General features: G+C 46.1%; 21 protein-coding genes and 1 riboswitch. Of the genes, 17 read left to right on the top strand and 4 right to left on the bottom strand.

The genetic code is table 11. The features are described from left to right. The first annotated feature begins 11 nt into the window (after nt 1-11). The 4 genes from G367_RS0120825 to G367_RS0120810 are packed head-to-tail and all read left to right on the top strand — an operon-like array spanning nt 12 to nt 5190. Complete coding sequence (locus G367_RS0120825; protein ID WP_020415104.1) at nt 12-1178, top strand: acyl-CoA dehydrogenase family protein; 1167 nt, start codon at nt 12-14, stop codon at nt 1176-1178. Between the two features lie 9 nt (nt 1179-1187). Further along, complete coding sequence (locus G367_RS0120820) at nt 1188-1991, top strand: enoyl-CoA hydratase/isomerase family protein (RefSeq protein WP_020415103.1); 804 nt, start codon at nt 1188-1190, stop codon at nt 1989-1991. Then, complete coding sequence (locus tag G367_RS0120815; protein WP_020415102.1) at nt 1991-4015, top strand: acetyl/propionyl/methylcrotonyl-CoA carboxylase subunit alpha; 2025 nt, start codon at nt 1991-1993, stop codon at nt 4013-4015. The genes G367_RS0120820 and G367_RS0120815 overlap by 1 nt, the downstream gene beginning before the upstream one ends. 11 nt (nt 4016-4026) lie before the next feature. Further along, nucleotides 4027-5190: an acyl-CoA dehydrogenase family protein gene (locus tag G367_RS0120810; protein WP_020415101.1), complete on the top strand. Its 1164-nt coding sequence runs from the start codon at nt 4027-4029 to the stop codon at nt 5188-5190. 84 nt (nt 5191-5274) lie between these two features. On the opposite strand, the gene G367_RS24555 is transcribed toward G367_RS0120810, so the two are convergent. Together G367_RS24555 and G367_RS25390 are read right to left on the bottom strand one after the other, a co-directional pair. Further along, nucleotides 5275-7044, bottom strand: a complete 1770-nt coding sequence (locus tag G367_RS24555; RefSeq protein ID WP_083922835.1) for a DUF885 domain-containing protein — start codon at nt 7042-7044, stop codon at nt 5275-5277. 587 nt (nt 7045-7631) lie between these two features. Further along, a complete protein-coding gene (locus G367_RS25390) occupies nt 7632-8534 on the bottom strand; it encodes a helix-turn-helix transcriptional regulator (RefSeq protein WP_020415098.1) in 903 nt (300 codons plus the stop codon). Between the two features lie 853 nt (nt 8535-9387). Between G367_RS25390 and G367_RS0120790 the strand changes: the two genes are divergently transcribed. After that, nucleotides 9388-9720, top strand: coding sequence for a hypothetical protein (locus G367_RS0120790; RefSeq protein WP_020415097.1), 333 nt, complete (start codon nt 9388-9390; stop codon nt 9718-9720). A gap of 184 nt (nt 9721-9904) precedes the next feature. Here the strand turns inward: G367_RS0120790 and G367_RS0120785 are convergent, their stop codons facing one another. Next, nucleotides 9905-11299 carry an alpha/beta hydrolase gene (locus tag G367_RS0120785; protein ID WP_211214967.1) on the bottom strand — a complete coding sequence of 465 codons (1395 nt, stop codon included), beginning with the start codon at nt 11297-11299 and terminating at the stop codon, nt 9905-9907. 1061 nt (nt 11300-12360) lie between these two features. Further along, the gene (locus G367_RS0120780; protein WP_020415095.1) at nt 12361-12954 is read right to left on the bottom strand and encodes a TetR/AcrR family transcriptional regulator; all 594 of its coding nucleotides are present in this window, start codon (nt 12952-12954) and stop codon (nt 12361-12363) included. A gap of 86 nt (nt 12955-13040) precedes the next feature. On the opposite strand from G367_RS0120780, the gene G367_RS0120775 reads away from it, so the two are divergent. The 12 genes from G367_RS0120775 to tnpA all read left to right on the top strand — a co-directional run bounded on the left by G367_RS0120775 (nt 13041) and on the right by tnpA (nt 23809). Next, a complete protein-coding gene (locus tag G367_RS0120775; RefSeq protein WP_211214966.1) occupies nt 13041-13754 on the top strand; it encodes an HD domain-containing protein in 714 nt (237 codons plus the stop codon). Nucleotides 13755-13813: 59 nt separating this feature from the next. Then, nucleotides 13814-14818, top strand: a complete 1005-nt coding sequence (locus G367_RS0120770) for an MBL fold metallo-hydrolase (RefSeq protein WP_083922833.1) — start codon at nt 13814-13816, stop codon at nt 14816-14818. 190 nt (nt 14819-15008) lie between these two features. Then, nucleotides 15009-15124, top strand: a riboswitch (TPP riboswitch). Nucleotides 15125-15181: 57 nt separating this feature from the next. Next, nucleotides 15182-17353, top strand: a complete 2172-nt coding sequence (locus G367_RS0120765) for a TonB-dependent receptor (RefSeq protein WP_020415092.1) — start codon at nt 15182-15184, stop codon at nt 17351-17353. Nucleotides 17354-17414: 61 nt separating this feature from the next. Then, nucleotides 17415-17678: a hypothetical protein gene (locus G367_RS0120760; protein ID WP_026305296.1), complete on the top strand. Its 264-nt coding sequence runs from the start codon at nt 17415-17417 to the stop codon at nt 17676-17678. Next, complete coding sequence (pnuC, locus tag G367_RS0120755) at nt 17671-18336, top strand: nicotinamide riboside transporter PnuC (protein WP_020415090.1); 666 nt, start codon at nt 17671-17673, stop codon at nt 18334-18336. The genes G367_RS0120760 and pnuC overlap by 8 nt, the downstream gene beginning before the upstream one ends. A gap of 28 nt (nt 18337-18364) precedes the next feature. Further along, nucleotides 18365-19243, top strand: a complete 879-nt coding sequence (locus tag G367_RS0120750; protein ID WP_020415089.1) for a choline kinase family protein — start codon at nt 18365-18367, stop codon at nt 19241-19243. 102 nt (nt 19244-19345) lie between these two features. Further along, a complete protein-coding gene (locus G367_RS0120745) occupies nt 19346-19801 on the top strand; it encodes a nuclear transport factor 2 family protein (protein WP_020415088.1) in 456 nt (151 codons plus the stop codon). Nucleotides 19802-19987: 186 nt separating this feature from the next. After that, entirely contained in the window at nt 19988-20431 is a 444-nt protein-coding gene (locus G367_RS0120740) for a YtoQ family protein (protein WP_020415087.1), read from the top strand. Between the two features lie 397 nt (nt 20432-20828). Beyond that, nucleotides 20829-21491 (top strand): class I SAM-dependent methyltransferase, encoded by a 663-nt coding sequence (locus G367_RS0120730; protein ID WP_020415085.1) that lies wholly within the window; start codon nt 20829-20831, stop codon nt 21489-21491. A gap of 33 nt (nt 21492-21524) precedes the next feature. Next, nucleotides 21525-22241 (top strand): hypothetical protein, encoded by a 717-nt coding sequence (locus G367_RS0120725; protein ID WP_020415084.1) that lies wholly within the window; start codon nt 21525-21527, stop codon nt 22239-22241. Nucleotides 22242-22516: 275 nt separating this feature from the next. After that, nucleotides 22517-23440, top strand: coding sequence for a haloalkane dehalogenase (locus tag G367_RS0120720; protein ID WP_020415083.1), 924 nt, complete (start codon nt 22517-22519; stop codon nt 23438-23440). Nucleotides 23441-23596: 156 nt separating this feature from the next. Then, entirely contained in the window at nt 23597-23809 is a 213-nt protein-coding gene (gene tnpA, locus G367_RS25825) for an IS66 family insertion sequence element accessory protein TnpA (RefSeq protein WP_211214965.1), read from the top strand. The last annotated feature ends 37 nt before the right edge of the window (nt 23810-23846 follow it).

Here is a 23846-nt window from a genome sequence, read left to right as displayed (position 1 = left end):
GGAAAACAATAATGATATTTAGCGATCAACACCGGGAACTGCAGCGCACCGTACAAAACTTTGTACAGCAGGAAATTAACCCCAATGTGGCCGAATGGGAAAAGGCCGGCCGCTTTCCTATCCGCGAAATTTTCCAACAACTGGCTGGTCTGGGTCTGCTAGGCATCAGCAAGTCCACAGACTTCGGTGGCCTGGGTCTCGACTTCAGTTATGAAACCGTTTTCCTGGAGGAGCTGGGCGGTGCCCACTGTGGCGGCGTGCCCCTGTCGATTTCCGTGCAGACTTCCATGTGTACCCCTGCCCTGGCCAACTTCGGCAGCCAGGATCTCAAAGAGCAGTTCCTGATTCCCGCCGTGAACGGAGAGATGATCGGCGCAATCGCCGTATCCGAACCGGGCGCCGGTTCCGATGTTGCCTCAATTAAAACCACTGCCAAAAGCGATGGCGACGACTATGTGATCAACGGCAGCAAGATGTGGATCACCAACGCCCCCTGCGCAGACTTTTTCTGCACCCTGGTCAATACCAGTGAAGGCAAAGCCCACAACAACAAATCCCTGGTCATTATTCCGGCGAAAACGCCAGGGGTACGCATCGGCGAAAAGCTCGACAAATTAGGCATGCGCTCATCGGAAACCGCCCCTATCTTTTTTGACAATGTGCGAGTGCCCAAACATTTCCGCATCGGCGATGAGGGTGCCGGCTTCCTGCTGCAGATGCTGCAATTCCAGGAAGAGCGCCTCGCCGGCGCCGCACTCAATTTAAAGGGCCTGGAAAACTGCGTGAGCAGCACCATCGACTATGTGCGCGAACGCCATGCCTTTAAAGCACCATTGATCGACAATCAAACCATTCACTTTGCCCTCGCGGAAATGCAGACCGAAGTGGAATGCCTGCGCTCCCTAACCTGGCGCGCGGTGGAAGCCTATGTAGCCGGTGAAGATGTCACTACCCTCGCCTCTATGGCCAAGCTCAAGGCTGGCCGCCTGTCCCGCTCTATTCCCGATCAGTGCCTGCAGTTCTGGGGTGGCATGGGCTATATCGAGGAAACTGTAATCAACCGCGCTTACCGGGATAGCCGTCTCACCGCTATCGGCGGCGGCGCAGATGAAGTAATGCTCGGCATTATCTGTAAGTTGATGGGCATACTGCCCGGCAAGCGTAAACCCAACGCATAAGGTCAGGCTATGCAGACAATTATTAATGAGACCATCGGCATCGCCTGCCATCTCACCCTAAACCGGCCACAACAGCGCAACGCCATCAGTTTGCAAATGGTGGATGAGCTTCTGCAAAAGCTCGCAGAAGCAGAAGAAGATCCGCAGGTGCGAGCGTTGGTACTGCGGGGTGCAGAACACAACTTCTGCGCCGGTGGCGATATTGCCGATATGCTCAATGCGCAACAGGGCGCGAGCGATGGAAATAGTGATGTATTTTTTCACCTAAACCGTCGTTTCGGTGAATTGATGGAACGATTTAATCGCACTCCTTTAATAGTCATTGCCGTATTGGAAGGTGCCGTAATGGGCGGTGGTTTTGGGCTCGCTTGCAGTGCCGATATTGCCATTGCCGATCGCAGTTGCCGCTTTGCCCTTCCGGAAACCCGCCTGGGTTTACCGCCTGCACAAATTGCTCCCTTTGTCGTGGCACGGGTCGGCCTCTCCCAGGCCCGACGCCTGGCCCTCAGCGGAGCAAAAGTCAACGCACAGCAGGCCTTGGAAATTGGGTTAATCCATCAGCTACTCGATAATTCCGAAGCCCTCGAAGGCGCACTGCAGGAACACCTGGGCGCGATCAATGCCTGCGCTCCCGGCGCCCTGGCAACAACCAAGCAGATCTTGCTGGATGCAGCGCGGGTGAGCGATGAGACTGCCCTCGGCCAACTACTCGACGGCGCCGCACAGCAGTTTTCCCGCGCAATTCAAGGCCATGAAGGGCGCGAAGGCGCCCGTGCATTTCTGGAAAAACGATCACCGGAGTGGCAGCACTGATGTCGACAACAGAGACCCTGTTAATCGCCAACCGCGGCGAGATCGCACTGCGAATTATGCGTACTGCCCGGGCGGAGGGCTATCGCACAGTCGCCGTCTACAGCGATGCGGACTGCGATGCACTTCACGCACAGACTGCCGATATCGCCGTAGCCATTGGTGGGCAGACTTCGGCGGAGTCCTATCTGGATATACAGAAAATTCTCGACGCGGCTAAAAAATCCCGAGCCACCGCCGTCCACCCCGGCTACGGCTTTCTCGCTGAGAATGCGGAATTTGCCAGCGCTTGCGAAGAGAATGAACTGCGTTTTGTTGGCCCGAGTGCCGAAGTCATAGAACTGATGGGCAACAAACGCAAAGCCAAGGAATTTGTTGCCGCTGCCGGCGTACCCTGTATTCCCGGCTTCCAGGGTGCCCAGGACGACGATATCCTGATCGCCGAGGCGCAGCGCATTGGCTTCCCGTTAATGATCAAAGCCGCCGCAGGCGGTGGTGGGCGCGGCATGCGCCTGGCTCACGGAGACAGCGAACTGGTCTCCCAGTTGCGCGCCGCCCGCAGTGAATCCATGAGTGCATTCGGCAGCGACGAATTAATTCTGGAAAAGGCACTGGTCAACGCTCGCCATATCGAAATCCAGGTATTTGCGGATCGTCATGGCAACTGTATTCACCTGGGGGAGCGGGATTGCTCCGTACAACGACGCCATCAAAAAGTGGTCGAAGAGTGCCCTTCCCCAGCGGTCGACACCCAACTGCGGGAAAGAATGGGGCAAGCCGCAGTCGCCGCCGCGCGAGCCTGCGGTTATCTAGGCGCGGGCACCGTAGAGTTTTTACTCTGCCCCAGCGGCGAATTCTATTTCCTGGAAATGAACACCCGCTTGCAAGTCGAGCACCCGGTAACAGAAATGGTAACCGGTTTTGACCTGGTAGCCTGGCAACTGGCAGTGGCCCGTGGCGAAGCCCTATGCGTCTCCCAGCAGCAAGTCACCCAGCAGGGGCACGCCATGGAAGTCCGCCTGTATGCCGAAGATCCGGAACAACAATTCCTGCCCCAGGCCGGAAAAGTACTCCACTGGGTAGCGCCAAAGGGACAAGGAATCCGTATCGACCACGCTTTGAAAAGTGGTTGCGAAATTACGCCATTTTACGATCCCATGCTCGGCAAATTAATTGCCTGGGGGCAGGATCGAGAAGAAGCTCGACGCAAGCTAACCCAGGCCCTAAGCCAGCTGGAATTTATCGGCCCTAAAAACAATATCCATTTCCTGCAGAAGATCCTGGCCGAATCACAGTTTATCGCTGGCGATGCCGATACCAGTTTTCTCGACCAAAACAGTACACTGACATCCGCAGAATCGGTTCCAGCAGTAATTGCAGCCCAAGCCGCATTACTGAATCACTTGCACCAAGCCAACCCTCAGGATCGGCGTAGCGGCCGCAGCGACTGGCGCAGTGGCGACAACAGTGTGCCAATCAACTACCGACTGGAAATTTCAGGACAAACCCTAAACTGTGAGCTGCTGGTGTTAGTAGATCACTCTTACCAAATCTCAGTAGGCGAACAGCAGTTCCTGATTCAGTGGGTCCATTTTGAGAAATCACAAAAAGAAAGTGGACTTTACAGTGCTGAACTCCTGCTGGATGGCGTTAGCCAAAAGAGATTGTTCCTAGCCAACCAAAGCAATCTGCATCTCCTGTTAGACGGCAGGCAATTCCATTTTGTCGATATCACCCACGCCCCCGCTAAATCGAGCTTAAATCAAGGCAGTGGCCGCATCACGGCTCCTATGGACGGTTGCCTGGTGCAGGTATTGGTTGAGCCCAATCAAAGCGTTCAGCGGGGAGACACTATCGCCTTAATGGAAGCCATGAAAATGGAGCACGCCCTGCGCGCAGACCGCGACGGTACCGTCATTAAACTGGGCGCCTGTGAAGGAGACCAGGTACGCGGTGGCCAGCTGTTAGTTCAGATCGAAGCCGCTCCCACGGAAACTGCCAAAATCCCCAGCGACGCCACTTCCTAAAGGAGATCAGCATGTACGATATTGATGCCTCCCGCATGGCAAGCCCCTTCTATGACGAAGGCCATCAGGAATGGCGCACCCAGTTGCGCCGCTTTGTCGACCGCGAGATTACTCCCTACATCACTCAATGGGACGAAGACGGCCAACTACCCGCCGAGCTTTGGAAAAAAGCCGCAGAAGTTGGCCTTCTGCAGATGAGTTATCCGGAAAACTACGGCGGCATCGAAACCGATGTCTTCCATATGATTGTTGCCGCAGAGGAGTTAGCCCGCCCCGGCGCCGGTGGACTCTACGCCAGCCTGATGGTCCACGGCATTGCCCTGCCCCCATTACTGCACTATGGCAGTGAGGCCCTAAAAGATCAGGTTATTCCTTCGGTATTACGTGGTGATAAGCATATTTCCCTGGCAATTACCGAACCAGGCGCAGGCTCCGATGTAGCCAATCTCCAGTGCCGCGCAGAGCGTGATGGGGATGACTATATCGTTACCGGCGAAAAGACCTATATCACCGGCGGCACGCGCGCTAACTGGTTTACTGCTGCCGTGCGCACTGGTGAAGAAGGCTTCGGCGGTATCTCCCTGCTCTTAATCCCTGCGGATACCAAAGGTGTTAGCCGGCAGCTGCTCGATAAAAAGCAGGGCTGGTGGTGCTCTGATACGGCCAGTATCTTTTTTGATCAGGTGCGTGTGCCCGCGAGCAATCTAATTGGCGGTGAGAACCAAGGTTTCTTACCCATAGTGCACAACTTCAATCGTGAACGCCTGGGCATTGCCGCCTCTTGTGTAGAATTCAGCCGGGTCTGTTTGCAGGATGCCATTGAGTGGGCTCAGGAGCGTCAAACTTTCGGAAAGCGCCTCGCCAATCACCAGGTGATTCGGCACAAGTTTGCCCAGATGCTTCAACGCATCAATGCCACCCAAGCCTATCTGGACCTCTGTGCCTGGGCGGAGCAACAGCATCAGCTCAAGGTAGCCGATATCGCTCTACTCAAAGTCCAAGCCACAGAAACCCTTGAATTCTGCGCCCGGGAAGCGATGCAGGTGTTAGGTGGCGCAGGCTATATGCGTGGCAATCGGATTGAGCGTATCTATCGTGAAGTGCGGGTGAATGCGATTGGTGGCGGATCTGAAGAAATAATGCGGGATCTGGCTTCCAGGCAGATGGGAATTTAGAGTAGCAGGATAAAAGCCTCTTGCTAAGCCTATTTATAACTCAGTCCCGCATGGGTGTGGGACTGAGTTAGTAAAGATCCTAAATTAACCTTTCTTCTTTTCTTCGATAAAGTCCCTTACCTGCTCACTCAGTACGGCCATAGGGACATTGCCATTTCTCAGAATAATCTCATGGAAGTCCTTAATATCGAAGTCCTCACCCAGTTCATTCTGCATCAGTTCTCGCAAGGCGAAAATCTCGAGGGCACCGGAATCATAAGAGGTAAGCTGGGCGGGCATTACTGCCATTCGGTCCATTAGAGTCCTCGGGCCTTTCGCAAATGAAGCGCCAGAATCCTGCAAAAACTCCGCAACTTTTTCATCACTCCAGCCGAGTACATGCATTGCGGTATCCGCTACCATACCTCGCGCAGGCCAAGCACGCCTAAGGATTTTGGTGGACCCGTACTGATACATCCCAGCTTCTTCCGCTAGATGTTCAGAGTACCTGCCCCAACCTTCAGCAAAAGCAGAGTTAGACAAGGCATCTTCTATTTTATGAAACTTTTCCTGCTCCTGTACGAGAGCAATTTGCATATGATGGCCCGGGTATCCTTCATGGATAGTTACCTTCTCGGCAGAAGCGTATGACTCATCCTGGTAGGTTGTCGGGTCATATCCAAATCTTGCCTTTCGCTCCTTAGTGCCCGGAATATAGTGTGCACTGCGACCAGAACCCTGCTCATGTTCAGGGATGGCCTTTACTTCCATTTCGATCAAAGGCATTTCATGGAAAAAGTCTACGGTTAAATCTCTAGACTTATCTACCAAGCGCTCAAAAAACTGATGCATTTCATCAGCGCTGTTAAATTTCTGAGTTTTATCTTCACTGGCCCTTGCCACTGCCTCAGAATAGGAATCTACTTGATAGAACTCCTTGCCTAAGCGAACCACTTCGCTCTTGTTTGCGTTGACAGCACTTAAACCCAACTCAAAAACTTCTTCTGGTGTTCTCTGCAATGTCGTATAAGAACGATACTGAGCCATATAGCATTCACGGCCATTAGGAATCGCATGGATGCCAAGCTCGGCTCTGGCTTCAGGTAAATAGGTGGATTCTAGAAAATTCTTATAATTCACCATTGAGGGGATAACGTGATCTGAAAGCACCTGTTTAAATGCTGCCTCAAATTCCGGGTCCTTAGCTTTCTTCGCTAAACCCAGGAAAGGATGCTCATCAATGGGTACTTGGGTCAAACCATCAACTTGCTGAATGACTCGCTTCACCACGCTCTGGGGTGCGGAGTAACCTTGCTCAAGCCCTCGACTCAGATTAGCTATTTCTTGCTGATAATAACGAGCCACATCAAGCCAACGCTCAATCGCGTCTGCCCTGTCTTGGGCAGTTTCAACCGGCTGAACCTCTGTCAAAAAGCCAAGTATGATATGGGGGCCAAACATATGATCAACAGACCAGAGTTCAGTCTTACAGACCCTTAAGCCAACATTCGACTCCAATCGCTCTTTCAGCTTGAAGTAGAATACCTTCTCTTGATCACTTTTTAGTCCATTTAGATCTATTTCAGCCAAAGCCTTGAGTATTTTATCCTCAGCCGCAGCCATAGAAGCAGAATTTATGGGGGAATTACTTAAGAAGAGATTATGTCTGTCCAGATCCATATCTGAGAAATATGCATACGGCTGGAAGTTATCTAAATAAACATCAGTATATTGATCTGCAAGTTTATGGAGTAATACCGAGTCACTAACTGCTTTCTGATCAGCCGTATCGGTTTTATTTTCGGTTAGGGTGCATCCCATCAAAGCTGAAGAAAATACCAACGCCCCTAAACTTGCCCTGCTTATATTAATCATTCTGAAGAGACCAAATTGTAAATCAATAATTAAATAAAGTTGCTTTCAGATTTAAAACACTTAACACTTAATTTCTAGTAAGCATTCAAGCAGATTTTTTTTCAATATAGCTGATACCCAGTATCGGTGAATGGAAAGGATTCAAAGATAGATGCCAGAGGTATAACATCTGGCAAGACCACTACGCTTAAGCGAGTCACTTTAAGTAACTATCGCAAAAAAATAGCAAGTAAAAACAGAATCGTCCCACTCCACTCAGGCTTCCCTGTGATAGATGAGACTTAACCTCGAGCCAATACTCGACTACCGGCACTATTGGCACCAAGATCGAATGGCGCCTACGAATACTTAATACTCGCACTTGAGCCCTACAGGAGGTATTCCTTTCCATCAAGCTCATGATCTGTTTACTTGACATATATTCAATGGGGCGCATAGACAAGCTCAATAAGTGCTAACATTCTAATGATCAGCAAAAAGGACCTTACTTCAACTCAAGTAATCAACAGGAAGCAAGTACCTAATTCGGCATTAAAGAAGCTGCAATCAATTAAAGATCTCACCATAATGCTCATTCGTTATGAGATTTAACCGCACTGCTGTCTCGCCCCTAGTGGGGAAACACCATATTTTAACTTATACAGTTGTGTAAAATAGGACTGACTGGAAAAGCCACTGTCAAGGGCAATATCAATAAGTCGTTTACGGGTGGTCCTTAATTGAGCATCCGCATAGCGGAGTCGCCGTTCATTAATCCAAGACTTAGGTGATGACTCTCTAAATACTTGCCCGAACATATTCTTAAATGAAGTTAAACTCATACCAATGTGCTTTGCAAAGGTAGCAACAGACCAGTTTTTTGTGAAGTTTTCCTCCATAAATCGTCTAAAGTTTTCTTGTAAAGGGTTTATATGATTCAGAAGTTCCGCAGCAAGTATTGGCCCGTGATCACTATTTAATTTAAGCAACAGTAGCTCTTCCAGTTTAAGAGTATTTAAACCGTCGTCACCTAACAGGCTAAACAGCCTGAAGGAGTCTAGTGTTAACCGAGTCAATTCACAGCCAGGAAGAACAATAGGCGCCTTATCTTCAGGAAATGTTGAGCTGTCTATATTTATCCCGTTCCTTTTGTGGAGTAGTGTATTATCGTATCTTTGGTAGAATCTAGTAATCATTGCAGCTCTAATGCCTACGCATATTACAATAATACTGTGTCCCCTTAAATCGCTACTCAAACGAAAGTCACTATTGGAGCTCGCCAGCCACGTCTGCCCCACTGTTAGCTCAAAGCTTGATTGATTACCTTTAACTAATGCAGTACCAGCCGCCACCATAATCAAGTTCAAAGGTGACGAAAAATTGAGTCCAATAGACTCCCCATATGGAACTGACAGCATCTTTAGCTCAAACAGGCTTCCACAGTGCCGGCATTCCACTACTACCTCTCTATTAACAAATCTATTCTGCTCCTTACCGATTGGAATATCCATGTCCCTCTCTACACACTATTAAATCACTAGAATCTCTATCAATAATTCGTCACCAGTCGCGCGGTTACAATATTCTGCAAAGCGACTCCAATGCATCTTCAGGAATCAGCTCCCTGTTTTGGCACAAATCTCATACTTATATTCCGAATATATGAGAGAATATGGCTGTGAACCGCATAGATATTGACTTTGACAACGTGGTTAACGAGCTCCAGTGAACCTCTATATCGTTTGAACCACCGTTTGAACCACCGTTGAATTTGATAGTGATCTAGCCAGTTTCATTCAAAGTGGCAACCTCACCTCAAGAGTGCTTTATAAAGTCTGGATTTCCGCAATGTAAATTTACCCGGAATTATCGCTATAAGTATATAATTTCAAGTGTCATAAGTTTTACCAACCACCCTTTTCCTATAGTCAATAATATCGACCTTAGATAACAAATTTTGAAGTATATGCCTCATAAATGACCATCGAAGTAAAATAGCTCCACCGCTCATATAACAGCTCTAGACTCGCCCCTAACCAATCAAAGGTTTATATAGCTCTTATAGCTCTGGCCCGCTTATTAGAAATAATGCAAGCTGACTGAAAATTCACAAGTATTCACTATCCTTTCATAGACTAATTATCACAATAATAGGGCTATGACTACCTTAGGCTGGAACAGCTCCAGTCATCAAAAGCGATTTGTTAATTAATGTAAACCCCTATCCAAACTTCAATTAGTGCTTTAAGGGCTAGATATCTTCCATCGAAACGCTATAATTGCGTTACTTAGGGAGCCCTTTTACTCCCAGCTTGTGCAGTTTTTCTTGATGCAGCATACGCTTTATCATTCTCAAGGGGCATGATGTCTACCAACGATTACACTCAGAAGTTAAACCAATTAGCTGAAATGATTTGGGAATCAGAAGCTGGATTAACCTTTAAAGAACAGGAACAAACTCCCCCTCCACCTCCCCCCAAGGAAGATCCTGATGAAGTACTTTGGGGCAAATGGGGAGGTCAATATATCATTGTTACTCGCTGCAAATCAGGAAACCGAGTTGCAAACATAAAGTTACCAGAAAAATTCTCTGATGAGGCTTCTGCGCGCTCAGCTGCCTTAGATCTTATTCGCAAGTATCCACAAGCAGGAATCCGATATCTTAGCGCTCAAGAGCTGGCCGTTTATCTTTTGTAAAAAATTTACTCAATAGCAAAAACTCTGCTCCAATCACTTACAGTGAGGCAAAGCTTTGCTTGTCATAGTACATTTGGAAAAGAGTTGACAAATTAAAAATGATTTACTCAATATGCCGCTATTAAGTATGGCCTGCCTGTATAATTTGAAGGTTCTTGAAGGTACTGCCTTGCTTTAGCTTATATTAATAAGAGTTGCCAATAAACTTCCGCACTTCTTCTACAAATATTTTTGAAGCAGGCTCACGCCCAAGTAATAAATGGCCATCACTATCCAAACCAATAAATCTACAATTCGGAATACTTGATGCGATATCAAAACCCACCTTTACCGGGATACGTTGATCCCCTATCGAATGAATGACCAATGTAGGAACACTTACTTTTTTAAGCTGATTACGAACGTCAATATCCCCAAATACAGAGAGGAACCGCGCTGCATTTTCAGGAGAGGTGGTTAAGCGTTGAAATTCGTTAAACCAGGCTAGCTCACTTGCATTTGCACTCGGCATAAATGTCGAAGAAAAAATTTGTCTATATGCAGGATTATCTTGCCCCCAGCCAGTCTCAGTGAGGGTTATTATAGCTTCTCGCTCTTTAATTACGGCATCAGTAGCCCCTGTCCGCCAACCTGCTGCATAACCGCCAAAAAGAATAAGACTTTTTACTCTTTCAGGGTGCCTCACTGCATATTCAATAGATACAGCTGCTCCCTGTGATATGCCGAGCAAAGTAAATTTATCGACACCACATGCATCTACGACAGTCTCTAAGTCGGTCACAAAAGACTCAAAAGAGATATTGTTAACATCCCAATCTGAGAGTCCATTACCACGCTCATCGTAGCGAATGAATTGATGATCCGAGGAAAGCTCTCGGAACAAAGGGCTCCAAATTGGCGAATCCCAGTCATACTCAAGGTGACTTAACCAATTAGCCGCCTTAACAATGGGAGAACCATCCCCAACAGCTGCATAGGCAATACGAACGCCATCCGAAGCACTGCAGAACCCAACTTTTTGCTGTGTAAGAAGCTTACGCTCAAGATACTGATTATCAATATTGGTATCTTTAGCCTCTCCCAATGATAAAACCTGGGGAGACCATGCAATCCCAGCCTTTCTAAATCTCTCCAAAAATTTTGGCCGAACATTAGCCACTTCTTTGGTAAAACCTAGTGCCTCCAGTTTAACTAACAACTGAGCCGCAGCGCGGGTATTATAGGGCTCCAAAGCTTCCCAGCTGCGCACCCACTTGAGCTGATCCGGAAGTGATGCATCAGGATGAGATGACAAACGGGATAACACTTTACCCCGCAATCGCCCTATTTCCTCTCGCTCCGCGAGTAACCATTGCTGGAATAATTCTTGATCCGGTAAATCAATTCCGTCCAGAAATGGCTCTTTAAGAGCAGTATCTATAGATAGAAGCTCTTCTACCGAAAGATCAGGATCGCCTAGCTTTAGCGCTATCGACTTTATATCAATGTGGACATCTTCCCCCTCTAGTCGGACCCTCTCTCGATCTGCTATCAGGCGCTCCCCACAAGAATCATTGACAATTGGGCGAATCTTGCTCAAAGACCACCTTAGAGATGCCCTTGGGTCATCTGGCAACTCCCAGAATATCTCACACAAACGATCGCGGCGATGAGGCCGAGCTGCCAGTACTAAAAATGCCAAGAGTGCACGAGTTCTTTTTGAGGGGGGAAGGCTTATCGGTACCCCATCGCGATAAACTGCCAGCTCTCCAAGCATTCGGATTGTTATACCCATAATCGAAATACTCACTCTTGTTTGCTGTGATACCTTGATAAATTAGGAAGAGTTTCGAGAGCGAACCGAGATAATTCGTTTACAACTTCGAATACATCAAGTGGTAACCCCGCCAAACATAGCAATTCGGCAAACAAGCCTGGGAAACCACCCTGCCATTTTCTCAAGCCATTTGGCCATCTGTAAACAACAGCCACTTACATGACTCACAGATTAATTGCGTGCCGATAATCACTCGCCGTCAGTCATTGAACATAGAATGGGAAAGTGGTGCAGGAAAGAAATCATCTTCTTACAGCTCGCGCTATTACTAAGTGATGAAATTTTAGCCTAATTCTTGCTTTTAATAATCAAGAGGTAAATTACCGACCAAAGCTAAAAATCACACGTCCATGACCTACATGGCAAATTCAAAGCTTACAATTTTTCACTGCCAAAAATAAAAATATCCTAAACCTTTCCTTTAACCTCCTTCTTTTGAAGCCAAATACTCACGAACAGCAATTCATCAACCCTCATGATACAGGTATTAACCTATGAGGCTTATCAAATATTACATGTGGATGCTTTTTGGGTATTTATTCTTTCATGTGAGAAGTTTCACATACTTACAGCCTGCCATCTTGTAGTCCTTATTCTCGAATATATACAATTTAGGTTTCTCGCAAGGCGAAATATCGAACTACTGAAGTAGCTGATAGCTCCATGGTAGTGATTAAAAATTTATGCTATAGCAAACAACAATCTTATCTTTGCCTTAGATAGAAAGCCCAATAAAAATCGAACATATTCCTTACATATGCCGTGCTTAAAGCACAATCCAGATAAGGAGCATTTATACATGTTGATTGTGATTCCCATTAGGATCAACACAGCATCTTGACTGTAGCGTAGTAAAAATCGACCAGAGTTTCTCGGGCCTCGCCACCTCTTGCTCGTATAGCCAAACTTTGCAAGGCAGCATGTAGCAATTTAGCTGTCGGTTGAACGTCTCGATCTATAGGCCAGTCCCCATCCTCCTGTGCGCGCAGGAGTCGTCTTTCCAGTTGGCTATCAATTCTTGCAATCAAAATTTTCAAGTCATCTTGAACATCTGGATGAGCCAATGATTCCACTGGTGCAGTGCAAGTAGCAAAACAACCCAGCGATTCGTCTTTTAGCAGATAAGCTTCCAGCGCCTGCCCATAGAATCGCAGCATAGCATCCTGCAAAGGAGCACCATCATTCAATATTGCATCAAGTTCTTTACCTAGCTGATTCGCAAACTGCGCAAAAGCTTTACGGTAAATGGATACTTTGTCACCAAAAGCGGCGTAAATACTTGGCCTGTTCATCTTCATCGACTCAGCCAGATCATCTAAAGAAGTAGCTGTGAGGCCCTTGCGCCAAAATACCTGGAGAGCGCCCTCCAGGGCCTCAGTGGCATCATATTTAGGTGGACGGCCTCTTCTCTTTTTCATTTTTGTACTACTCCGAACATAATTGTTGACACCGCAGAAAGCCTATCATATTTTATTGTTCGAAACGGTACAAAATAAATGATATTATGGAACTTACAACGAATAAAATACCGCCACCTTTGCCTTGTCTGGCCTGCCGCTTTGTTACATCCAGTGCAAGTGCAACTTACACACGCACTATTCGCTACCTTAAGAGGGAGCACATTCAGTATGTTGCTAAAGAGGTCTATCAAATTCCTGACTCGATGAACTGTAAAAAAGCGTTGGATATGGTGGCTCAATGCAGCCCCGACTTCCTCCTCAACCACAGCCTTAGAAGCTATGCATTCGGCTTAGCAATGAGTCACAAAGTAAAGACAGTGATAGATCAAGAAGTCTACTTTCTTGGTGCCATCATGCATGATATAGGACTAACCCCAGCCTATGATGTCGGTGGTACTTTTGAGCTAGACGGAGCTCAAGCAGCAAGATCCTTTTGTATTGGTCATAACATCTCTACCGAGAAGGCTGATTTAGTACATGAGATGATCGCTCATCACAACTCTGTTGGAATTGCGCACAAAAAAGATCCGGAGATTGCCCTACTACATTTTGCCGCAGGGCTGGACATTGCCGGGTTATGGTTGAGTGATATTCATCCCAAAACCTTGTCTGAAGTAATTAATGAGTATCCCAGACTGGATTTTAAGCAGGGTATGAAAAGCATGCTCAACGATCAAATCGGGAGAAAACCACAAAGTTATATGAGGCCATTTGTAGAACTTGGCTTTCTAAAAAAAATAGAAGAAACCCCTTTTTAATTACTCTTTCAGATCTCCTATTTATCAATATTACAAAGTAACTTGTCAGGAGAGTCACTATGCCTCACCGAAGAAATTACTCAAAGCCAGCCAGAAGATGCTTTAGACAAAGGGAAAAAGTCAGACAGAAAGGTTTAATAAATATAACACTCTTAATATTTAGTGCCCTCATAGTCAGCGCCTGTGAATCCGAGATTCGAAAAGCCATGATGAAACAGGCGATTCCGGTCGACTATTTTGAACCTTTTACAGAATTACCTTCAAAATTTGTTCAACATAGTGATCGAGTTTATAGTTTTCGTCTGGGAATGAACCGGGCAATGATTCTGAAAACAAATAACGGATTAGTGGTTTTCGATTGCTTTAATGAAAATTTCAGTAAATCGCTTTCTGATGAGCTAAAAAAACACTTTCCCGAACATCCCGTGCGCTGGTTAGTCTACTCCCACAATCATTTGGATCACATCCGTGGTGGAGCACATCTAAGCCCAAAAATTGTCGTCGGACATAATAATATTAACCATCTAATCCAAGATTGGGAGCACCCATTAAATAAAATCCTACCTGTAACTAGCCCAATAGATGGTGATAAATCTTTAAAATTTGGAGATCAAACTGTCCACTTCCTATATATGCCTGAATCCCACTCAACAACATTGTATGGATTTTATATTGAAAGTGAAGACATCGTATTTGCTCCAGATATGATGTTCGTGAACGCATTTCCCCCTTTTGGTCTGCCCGACTGGTATTACCCCGGTTACATACGGGCCCTCGATCGCCTGATTGAATTAAATGCAAAAATTTATATTCCCAGCCACTTTAACGAAGGAGATAGAAGAGATTTAATTCACTATAGAAATATGATGGTAGATTTTCGTAAAACCGTAGAACGTGAGATGTCTAAAATTAATTATGAACCTGATCAAGGGAAAAAATTACGAGCCATTTTTGATATAGTTTACCCTGAGCTACAAAGTAAATACGGTGACTGGCATGGCTTTGACGCCATGTTTATTCCGCACTTTGCAGGACAAGTGGGAGGCACCTACTTAGGTTACTAGATACAGAATGTATATAGTACCTTTACTTGCAGATCTCTCCTTCTTAAGTTTCTTCATGTCATGGAGTTGAGGAAAGGATTATATACTGTGATTAGCATACGGAAGGGGTGATACATTAGATATAGATTTTGACATCTTGAATATTACACTTAGACCCCTTTCCTCCCTCAACTTCTGCTATCATCGCGCCCGCGAACCTAAGGGGTGGCCTTGGCCTGAGATGCCCAGAGGACTTTTGATTCTTCCGGGCAAACCCTTGAACCTGATCCGGTTAATACCGGCGTAGGGATAGGTAACCTCACCAAACGCCTCCTCACGTCGCGCTCCGGGTCTCTTTCACTTGTGTTGATTCGAGAGAGAACCATGAAGAATCTGTTCAAAGCCCACCCCATTGCCTGGTCTGTTAGCATTGTAGCCAGCTTGTCTGCGGGGCTGGCAGTTGCTGAATCAAGGGAAGCAGGGATTGAAGAGGTCGTAGTCACTGCCCAATTACGCAATACCAACCTGTTGGACTTGGCTACCAGCGCGACAGTGGTTAATGCCGATACAATCAAGGCCCGGGGTGCGAGCAATCTGGATCAGATCCTGAATATGGCACCAAATGTAAATTTCTCTTCCGGTGCATCACGGGGCCGCTTCATCCAAATTCGCGGTATTGGCGAGCGCAGCCAATTTATAGACCCTGTGAACCCCTCTGTTGGCCTGGTTATCGATGGTATTGACTTCACCGGCCTCGGGCTCGCTGCCAGCACCCTGGATATCGATCAAGTAGAGATTCTTCGCGGGCCCCAAGGCACTGCGTATGGTGCCAACGCCCTGGCGGGTCTGATCAATATGACCAGCGCCGCTCCTACCACTGAACCCATGGCAAAAGTATCTGCCGAGGTAAGTGAATACAATGGACGCAATATTTCTGTAATTTCCAGCGGCCCATTAGCCGATCAACTTGGTTATCGAATCGCTGCCAATAGGCAAAAATCCGATGGCTATACAGAGAATGCATTCCTGGGCAGTGATAATACCAACAATATTGATGAATCAGTGCTAAGAAGTAAGCTGGCCTACACGCCTAGTGACAACCTAAATTTTGGCCTCTCTCTGCTCTATGTGAATGTTGACAACGGCTATGATGCCTTCTCCTTATACAACACCCGTGAAACACTGTCTGACGAACCAGGCTCGGATCGACAGGAAACCTGGGCCGGAGCCCTAGCCGCACAGTGGTCAGGGAGTGAGCTATTCCATTTGGATGCCACGCTGAGCCTCGCAGATTCAGACACAGAATACGGTTACGACGAAGACTGGAGTTATCAAGGCTTTCACCCATGGGAATACAGCCAAAAAGACAATTACCAGCGCGACAAAGATAACATCAGCCTAGACTTGCGCTTGCTTTCCACTGATGTATCCAAACTCTTTTCTGGCCGTAGCAGCTGGGTTGTAGGTATATATGAGCGTATAGAACGTGAGGATTTATTACGCACCAAAACCTCTAATGAGGAGTTTGGGGCTGATGTTGAATACTTTTCCAGTGAATTTGACACAAGAAATACAGCGATTTATGCCCAACTTAATACTGAATTGACCGCCAGCTTAAATCTGGTGACAGGGCTCCGCCTGGAGAAGCGAAGTGCTGATTACACAGATTCCCTGTTCACTGCCAGGGATATCAGCGAGGACCTCTGGGGTGGCAATATCTCTCTGGAGTATCACTACTCCGAAAATACTATGGCGTATGCGACGGTATCCCGAGGATACAAGGCCGGCGGTATCAATGGTGTAATCATCTCTGAATCAGTGAGAAATGTAGAAATTAGCCCTAATTTCTTCGATTTTGATACTGAGCATATGCTTAACTACGAAATAGGTATTAAAGGCAATTGGTTCGACAACCGCTTGCATGCCCAGTTGGCTGCTTTCTACCAGGATCGCAATGATATCCAGGCAAAACAATCCGTCTTCATATTTAATGAAGATGAAGTTTCCTTTCACGACTACCTGGCCAATGCCGCGGGAGGTAAAACTTCCGGGCTGGAAGTAGAGTTTAACTACTTTGCTACAGATTCTCTGCGCATCTTTGCCTCTGCAGGCTGGCTAAATGCGGAGTTTGAAAACTTTATAACCGGCTCTCATGTCGACGCAAGAGATGACTCCCAGGGAGCACCTGTAAACCTGGATGGTCGAGACGTAGCCCATGCGCCAAGCTATCAATTTTTCACTGGCAGCGAAATTTCTCTCCTGCCCAACTTAGTTCTGCGCTTAGAGCTGGAAGGAAAGGACGAGTTCTACTTCTCCAATAGCCACAATGAAAAATCTAATGCCTATGAATTAGTCAACGCCCGACTGACATACCAGGGTGATAATTGGGATCTGTCCTTATGGGGCAGAAACTTAACTGATGAAGACTATTACACCAGGGGTTTCTATTTTAGCAACCAATATGGTAACAATCCTGCCAATGGCTATGCGCCAGAAGCCTATTATCAATTTGGCGAGCCCCGTATCGCCGGTATAAGCGGTACTTATACTTTCTAATAGTTGTATCATTGGGGGGTGGTCTATACCACCCCAACTTTTGCTTTCAATAGGAGGCGTTGTGAGGCTCTCAGTAGAAATCAGTATGTACCCACTGAAGGATGAGTATATCCCCGGCATCCAAGCATTTATTGATCGACTCAATAAATATCCAGAACTCAAGGTAATTACCAATACTATGAGTACTCAGGTTTTTGGGGACTACGATTTGCTAATGGATGTACTCAAGTTAGAATTGCGCAAAGCCTATGAGCAGTTTGGCCGCGCCATCTTTGTTTGCAAATTTATAGACGGGGATCTTTCACCGGCGGCATCAGATGCTTGATCAAGATTTCACTAGCGATATTTCAGCTTCTATCAACGCGATGTCCACCTGGGAAATTGCTGCAGTTGTATTGGCCCTATCCTACCTACTGCTTGCAATGCGTGAGAAGATCAGCTGTTGGTACGCCGCTTTTGCCAGCACAGCCATTTACCTTTTTTTATTTTGGGACGTCAGCCTGCTGATGGAATCGGCCCTGCAGGTATTTTACCTGGTAATGGCTGTTTTTGGTTGGTGGCAATGGCGTAGTCATCGAGATAAACAACAAGATCTCAAAATTCATCGTTGGCCACTTAAAACCCACCTTCTTGTACTGACAAGCGTCAGCGGGCTCACCTTGTTGCTTGGCTATATTCTGGAGAATACAACCAATGCCGCCCTGCCCTACCTGGACTCTTTTACTACTTTAGGGGCCATAGTTACAACTTATATGGTCACTCGAAAAGTCTTAGAGAACTGGATTTACTGGATTGTGGTTGATGGTGCCTCAATTTACCTTTACCTGGACAGAGGCCTATACCCCACGGCTGCCTTGTTTTCACTTTATGTAATATTAGTAATCATCGGCTTTTTCCAGTGGCATGCCATTTATAGAAAGGAAAGGCAGTCTGAAATATCTGCGAGCGAAGCAGTAACTGATAGGGCAGCCACTCTTATTTAACTGGTCTTGAAACGAGCGTCCCATAGTCATGAGTAACCCCCTAGATGATATGCTGCCCCAGGACTGGCCCCTATGGAGCCAATCCAGACCCACTGTGGTCAGACAGCTCACAGGAGGGCAAACGAACCAAACATTTCTACTCAAGACAAACCAAGAGCTATTAATTCTACGTATCAATTCACAATACAGTGGTGCTCTAGATTTAAACCGACAAACAGAAACCAACGTCCTTGTAAGAGCAAGTAGCGCCGGGCTATGCGCTCCTTTAGTCTACAGTGACCCAGCATATCAATACCAAGTTACCCGCTTTATTGAAGGGCGACCTTGGAATAAAAATGATGCCGATGCTCTGGAACAGGTTGCCAATTTACTTGATGGAATCCACAGCCTCCCCGAAATTGATGCCCATTTGGATATATCCTATAAAGCTGACCAATATTGGAGCTCGATTGATAAACAAGCAGATTTCTACCCGACTCTAGTACAGCTTCACCAAAAAATCCCTTCCCATATTGCTGCCGCGGAACAGCTAGGTGATGGGTTCTCTCTTTGCCATAATGATCTAAGCACTGGAAACCTCATCGCTGGAAAGGCCAGGCGGCTTTATGCCATTGATTGGGAGTACGCGGCTATGGGCGATCGCTTCTATGACCTCGCCGTGATCATAGAGGAACATCAGCTCAGCAGAATTCAGCAACAATCCCTACTCGAGCTGTATCTTAGGCGTAATCCGGCCCGAGAACATTGGCAACGCCTATACCATTGGCGCAGAGTGTACAAATATCTAAGCTTACTCTGGTATGCTGTACAGTGGGGCTCTGAGATCCCAAAAAACAATTTTTTTGCTGAAAAAATAGACAGCATCAGCAAGAGCCTGCTCCGATCGGAACCCGCCTTACATATATAGCTTCGCTCACCTTAAGGAATTTAGGCACTTGATGGAGCAAATATTGTAAAATCAACACTCCCGTTACTAAAAATTAACTTCTAAGAACCAGGAAAATAACTTATGCAAAAAATTGTTTTTACATTGATGTTGTTTGTTTTGACAATCGGTAACGCACAGGCGCAAGAGAAGCCTGAAGCATTCAAAACTATCGAGAACCTTCTAAATTACCTATCAGATGTAGACCATGAGCGTATGAGAGGCACCGTAACTGAGTCTTTTCTCTTGCTCGAACATGGTGAAGTATGGACGATTGAAGATCTAATTAAGGTGGCAAAGCCGTCAGATACTGTTAGAACCAATTACTTTAGCATTATTGACTTTGATGAGAGGCCAGATCTAGTCACAATCAACTATTGGAATAAGGCCAATTTTGCCGCAAAGAACAAGAGCCAGGATGTTTACTGGCTCGAAAGCGCTATTCTAAAGAAAGTGCAAGGAAAGTGGCTCATCTCTCAATTGCACTCTACAAGACTGCCGTCTGGAAAAGTACCAGAAAATGTAGTGTTTAAGCCATAAGGCTACCTTAACCACCAATAAGTAAGAGCCAAAAGGGATTTTGGTCTTATACTTCAGCGCTAATGACGCATTGATACATCCTATTTGACTCAATCAGTAGTCCCCTCCTCTCAAGTCAAAATCATATTGTAAAATCATTTCCTAAGCATCAAACTCTATTGTTTACCACTATCAGGTAACTAAACTATGAAACTGAAAGTATATCTCTCTGGAGAAATCCACTCTGACTGGAGAACCCAGATAATCGAAGGCTGCAATAAGCAGGGACTGGAAATCTCTTTCTCCTCTGCGGTGACCAATCACGATGCCAGTGATGCAGCTGGCGATGGCCTTGGCGTGGAAGATAACTCCTTCTGGCGAGATCATAAGTCTGCCAAGGTCAACGCGATACGGATTAAACACCACATAGAAAATTGTGACCTGGCTGTTATCCGCTTTGGTGAAAAATATAAACAATGGAATGCAGCGTTCGATGCTGGATACTGCGCAGCGCTTGGTAAATCCTATATCACTCTACATGATGAGTCACTGGTACATGCGTTAAAAGAAGTTGATGGTGCTGCTCAAGCTTGGGCGCAAACACCGGACCAGGTTGTGGATATTCTTAAGTATTTAACCACTCAAGCTTAATGGCTTAAGGGCAGCTGGATATAGGGCTGCTCTTCTCAACTCTATTTACAATGGAAGGCCAGGCAGCTTTATTTTTCTAGTTCATACTCATTGTAACTATTTATTCGGTTCTTCACTTGCCTAACCAACTTAAATGGAACCAAAAACTATTTAGGCATTATTCAATTAAAGTCTGTATATACCAAACTCTCTCACTAAAAAGGCACATTCGTTTATACCTGCAAGAGTTTAGCTTTCATGGTGAAGAGCTGCTTTATACCGCTAACCAAAAGCCTGACAGTTAGAACCACTGCTCACTACATGGGTATCAACTTCAGCTTTATGCTGAAAAAGTGGTACCATAGTATTCAAAATTAGACCAATATTTAACTTCCAGTCAGACTTACAGGAGATGTACATGGCCGTTACAAAAGAAGTTGAGCAGGGACAAGCCGTTTACTCCAAACCCGTACTCTGGCTGTACGATCTTTGGGTTTTAGGGCTATCCAACCGCTTTATTTGGCAATGTCCCACTCCAGGCATTCTCAAGCACTTCAACCAGCACATAACGTCAAACCACTTGGATGTCGGTGTTGGAACAGGATATTTCCTCGATAAGTGCACCTTCCCCTCCGGTGATGTACGGCTGGGATTGATGGATTTGAACCAAAATAGCCTGGATGTTTCTGCTGCTAGAGTTGCACGGTACAGCCCACTTCAGTTTCGCTGTAATGTGCTGGATAAAATTGACTTAGTCACTGAAAAATTTGATTCCATTTCTCTGAACTATTTATTCCATTGTCTCCCAGGAAAACTGCCAGAAAAACTATCAGCCTTAGACCACGTTAGTGCACTACTTTCTGAATCCGGAGTTGTATTTGGTTCCACGATTTTATCAAAAGGTGTACCCAGGAACACTGCAGCAAAGAAATTAATGGCCATCTACAATAAAAAGGGAATTTTTTCCAATACCGAGGATTGCCAGGAAGACCTCGAAACTTACCTCGCAAGCAAGTTCAAAGAGTATCAAATAGAAGTAAAAGGCTGTGTGGCGCTATTTAGCGCTAAAGGAAAAATCTAATTAAAGTATTCTCTAGCGGCAGAGGAAGCCCTTATGATAAGTCAACTACAAAAGCTACTTATTATTTTGGGCTTCCTATCTACAGTAATAACTCCCAGCTTAAGTTTTGCAGTCCACTTCAGTGCAATAGAAGGTAAGTTTGATTGCCCCAATATTCATAATTCTCATAACTGCGCGCGCTCTATAGAAAGTAAGCTGCTTGAAAATACGGGCCTTATCAAACGTAACAAACTTTTTTCTTTAATAGTAACCCTGAAAAATGGCACAACCAAAACTTATCAGGACTCCCCTGAAGAAAATCCCCCAGGAGAAAAGTATACCTATTCGGCTCTCGAGTTCATGGCTGATAGTTACTTATTGATATATAGACAGTTATGGGAATCCAGTGACTATATTCTTTTAAGTTTAAAGAATGGTGTCGAATACTCCCTGGAAGGCTATCCTCTCACCTCTCCAAATGGGCAATATATCCTGACAGTGGAGCAAGACCTGGATGCTGGCTTCAATGAAAACCTTCTAGAGCTCTATCTTTTAACTGTGAATGGCCTGACACCTGTTTACAGTATAAGGCCTGAGTCCTGGGGGCCATCATCTGTCAGCTGGGAAACAAACAATCAGGTAAAGTTTATAAAGAAACAATTTAACCCTAATTACAGCACTACCAAGAAGAGCCCACTTTTTTTTGAAGACAAAGCCCTACTCAGAATTGAGTCTGATAATCGTGTAATCTTTATCAATATCGACTCTTAACAACCCTCAAAGAATTATGCTTAACCGCTGGCATCTGTCCCAATACGCCCTATTTCCAGTTTGGGCTAAAGGTTACCTGGTCTCGTACCCAATAACTTAGTCAAGTATCTTTACCTTAAAGATCTTGCCTGGCCTCGCGAGCAAATAGACCCTTAATGCCCGGTTGATTAACCGATATATTTCACTACAGTTGTGTATTCTGCTGTAAAGGGTCCAGTCGATAACAACATAAGGCAAAGTCGCTTGCCTACTTTTCACGCAAAAGAGGGTTACCCATGTCTATTGAGCGATTAAGAACACCCGAAGAGCGTTTTTCCCTACTGCCCGGATTTCCCTATCAACCAAATTATATCGACAGTCTCGAAGGCTTCGATGCCATGCGTATGGCTTACATTGATGAAGGAGAGCCAGCGGCAGAAACAACTTTTCTGTGCCTGCACGGAGAACCCAGCTGGAGCTATCTTTATCGGAAAATGATTCCAGTATTTGTCGAAGCTGGGCATAGGGTTATTGCACCAGACCTCTTCGGGTTTGGGCGGTCTGATAAGCCGATAAACGAAGATACTTACACCTTTAACTTTCACCGCAATAGCTTGATGCGCCTGATTGAATACCTCGATCTGAGGAACATCACTTTGGTTTGCCAGGATTGGGGAGGGCTTCTAGGGCTCACACTCCCTATGGATATGCCAGGCAGGTTTACCCGATTATTGGTAATGAATACTGCTATAGCAGCGGGAGACGGAGCCTCGGAGGGATTCTACCATTGGCGCAACTTCTCAGTCGGAGTGCCAGAAATCCCTGTTGGCGGGTTGATAGCAAGCGATGCCCGATCTGAAGTCAACCTCTTCGATATAGTGGCTTATGATGCCCCCTATCCCGACAACAGGTACAAAGCCGGGGTGCGTCGCTTCCCATCGATTGTACCGGTCGATCCCGGCATGGAGGGTGTAGAACTTGGGCTTAGAGCTCGGAAATTCTGGTCCAAGGACTGGGACGGGGATAGTTTTATGGCGATTGGAATGAGAGACGCTGTGCTCGGTGAAAATGTAATGGAAATGCTAAGGAGTACCATCAAAAACTGCCCGGAACCACTCAAGATTGAAGAGGCCGGCCATTTTGTGCAGGAGTATGGCAAGGAGATTGCTGAAAGGGCCCTCGCCCACTTTAAACTTTCTTCACCAGTAACTACAAACTAAAATGTTTGATTGCAGCTGCCGGGCTTATACAGAGCCCGGTTTCTTATCATCTAAACATTCTAAAAGTAATCGGTAAGCGGTACATGAACCACATTATTCAACTTGCTTTGGCAGACTGGCATGATGCCCCCTCCATCAACTTCGGTGGGAAGCCCCATGAATCAGCAGCAGTGGCAAAGTCATGTCAGCGCCTGCGAGAAAAGCTCTCAATCCAAGCGCGCTTATACCCGTAAGCACAACCTAAACTACAGCCAGTTCCCCTACTGGTACCGCAAACTATCTGACAAACGCCTGTGTCTGATATCCCCGACTTTGTTCCCGTGGATATCAAGCCCCCTACAGCCACTACGGGAAACCTGGGTGTATTAGAGCTCCCCAATGGCATAAAGCTGGTGATCAACAGTCC

Origin of the sequence: Microbulbifer variabilis ATCC 700307, from assembly GCF_000380565.1 — a bacterium.
GTDB classification, from domain to species: domain Bacteria; phylum Pseudomonadota; class Gammaproteobacteria; order Pseudomonadales; family Cellvibrionaceae; genus Microbulbifer; species Microbulbifer variabilis.
This window is presented reverse-complemented; position numbering and strand designations above follow the sequence as displayed.

Bases quoted from the DNA above. Each gene is read 5' to 3' on its own strand.
- G367_RS0120745 (WP_020415088.1), top strand. From the start codon at position 19,346: ATGCAAAAAATTGTTTTTACATTGATGTTGTTTGTTTTGACAATCGGT.
- G367_RS0120780 (WP_020415095.1), bottom strand. From the start codon at position 12,954: ATGAAAAAGAGAAGAGGCCGTCCACCTAAATATGATGCCACTGAGGCC.
- G367_RS0120815 (WP_020415102.1), top strand. From the start codon at position 1,991: ATGTCGACAACAGAGACCCTGTTAATCGCCAACCGCGGCGAGATCGCA.
- pnuC (WP_020415090.1), top strand. From the start codon at position 17,671: ATGCTTGATCAAGATTTCACTAGCGATATTTCAGCTTCTATCAACGCG.
- G367_RS0120790 (WP_020415097.1), top strand. From the start codon at position 9,388: ATGTCTACCAACGATTACACTCAGAAGTTAAACCAATTAGCTGAAATG.
- G367_RS0120730 (WP_020415085.1), top strand. From the start codon at position 20,829: ATGGCCGTTACAAAAGAAGTTGAGCAGGGACAAGCCGTTTACTCCAAA.
- G367_RS0120810 (WP_020415101.1), top strand. From the start codon at position 4,027: ATGTACGATATTGATGCCTCCCGCATGGCAAGCCCCTTCTATGACGAA.
- G367_RS0120720 (WP_020415083.1), top strand. From the start codon at position 22,517: ATGTCTATTGAGCGATTAAGAACACCCGAAGAGCGTTTTTCCCTACTG.
- G367_RS0120740 (WP_020415087.1), top strand. From the start codon at position 19,988: ATGAAACTGAAAGTATATCTCTCTGGAGAAATCCACTCTGACTGGAGA.
- G367_RS25390 (WP_020415098.1), bottom strand. From the start codon at position 8,534: ATGGATATTCCAATCGGTAAGGAGCAGAATAGATTTGTTAATAGAGAG.
- G367_RS0120770 (WP_083922833.1), top strand. From the start codon at position 13,814: ATGCCTCACCGAAGAAATTACTCAAAGCCAGCCAGAAGATGCTTTAGA.
- G367_RS0120725 (WP_020415084.1), top strand. From the start codon at position 21,525: ATGATAAGTCAACTACAAAAGCTACTTATTATTTTGGGCTTCCTATCT.
- tnpA (WP_211214965.1), top strand. From the start codon at position 23,597: ATGAATCAGCAGCAGTGGCAAAGTCATGTCAGCGCCTGCGAGAAAAGC.
- G367_RS0120775 (WP_211214966.1), top strand. From the start codon at position 13,041: ATGGAACTTACAACGAATAAAATACCGCCACCTTTGCCTTGTCTGGCC.
- G367_RS0120820 (WP_020415103.1), top strand. From the start codon at position 1,188: ATGCAGACAATTATTAATGAGACCATCGGCATCGCCTGCCATCTCACC.
- G367_RS24555 (WP_083922835.1), bottom strand. From the start codon at position 7,044: ATGATTAATATAAGCAGGGCAAGTTTAGGGGCGTTGGTATTTTCTTCA.
- G367_RS0120765 (WP_020415092.1), top strand. From the start codon at position 15,182: ATGAAGAATCTGTTCAAAGCCCACCCCATTGCCTGGTCTGTTAGCATT.
- G367_RS0120750 (WP_020415089.1), top strand. From the start codon at position 18,365: ATGAGTAACCCCCTAGATGATATGCTGCCCCAGGACTGGCCCCTATGG.
- G367_RS0120825 (WP_020415104.1), top strand. From the start codon at position 12: ATGATATTTAGCGATCAACACCGGGAACTGCAGCGCACCGTACAAAAC.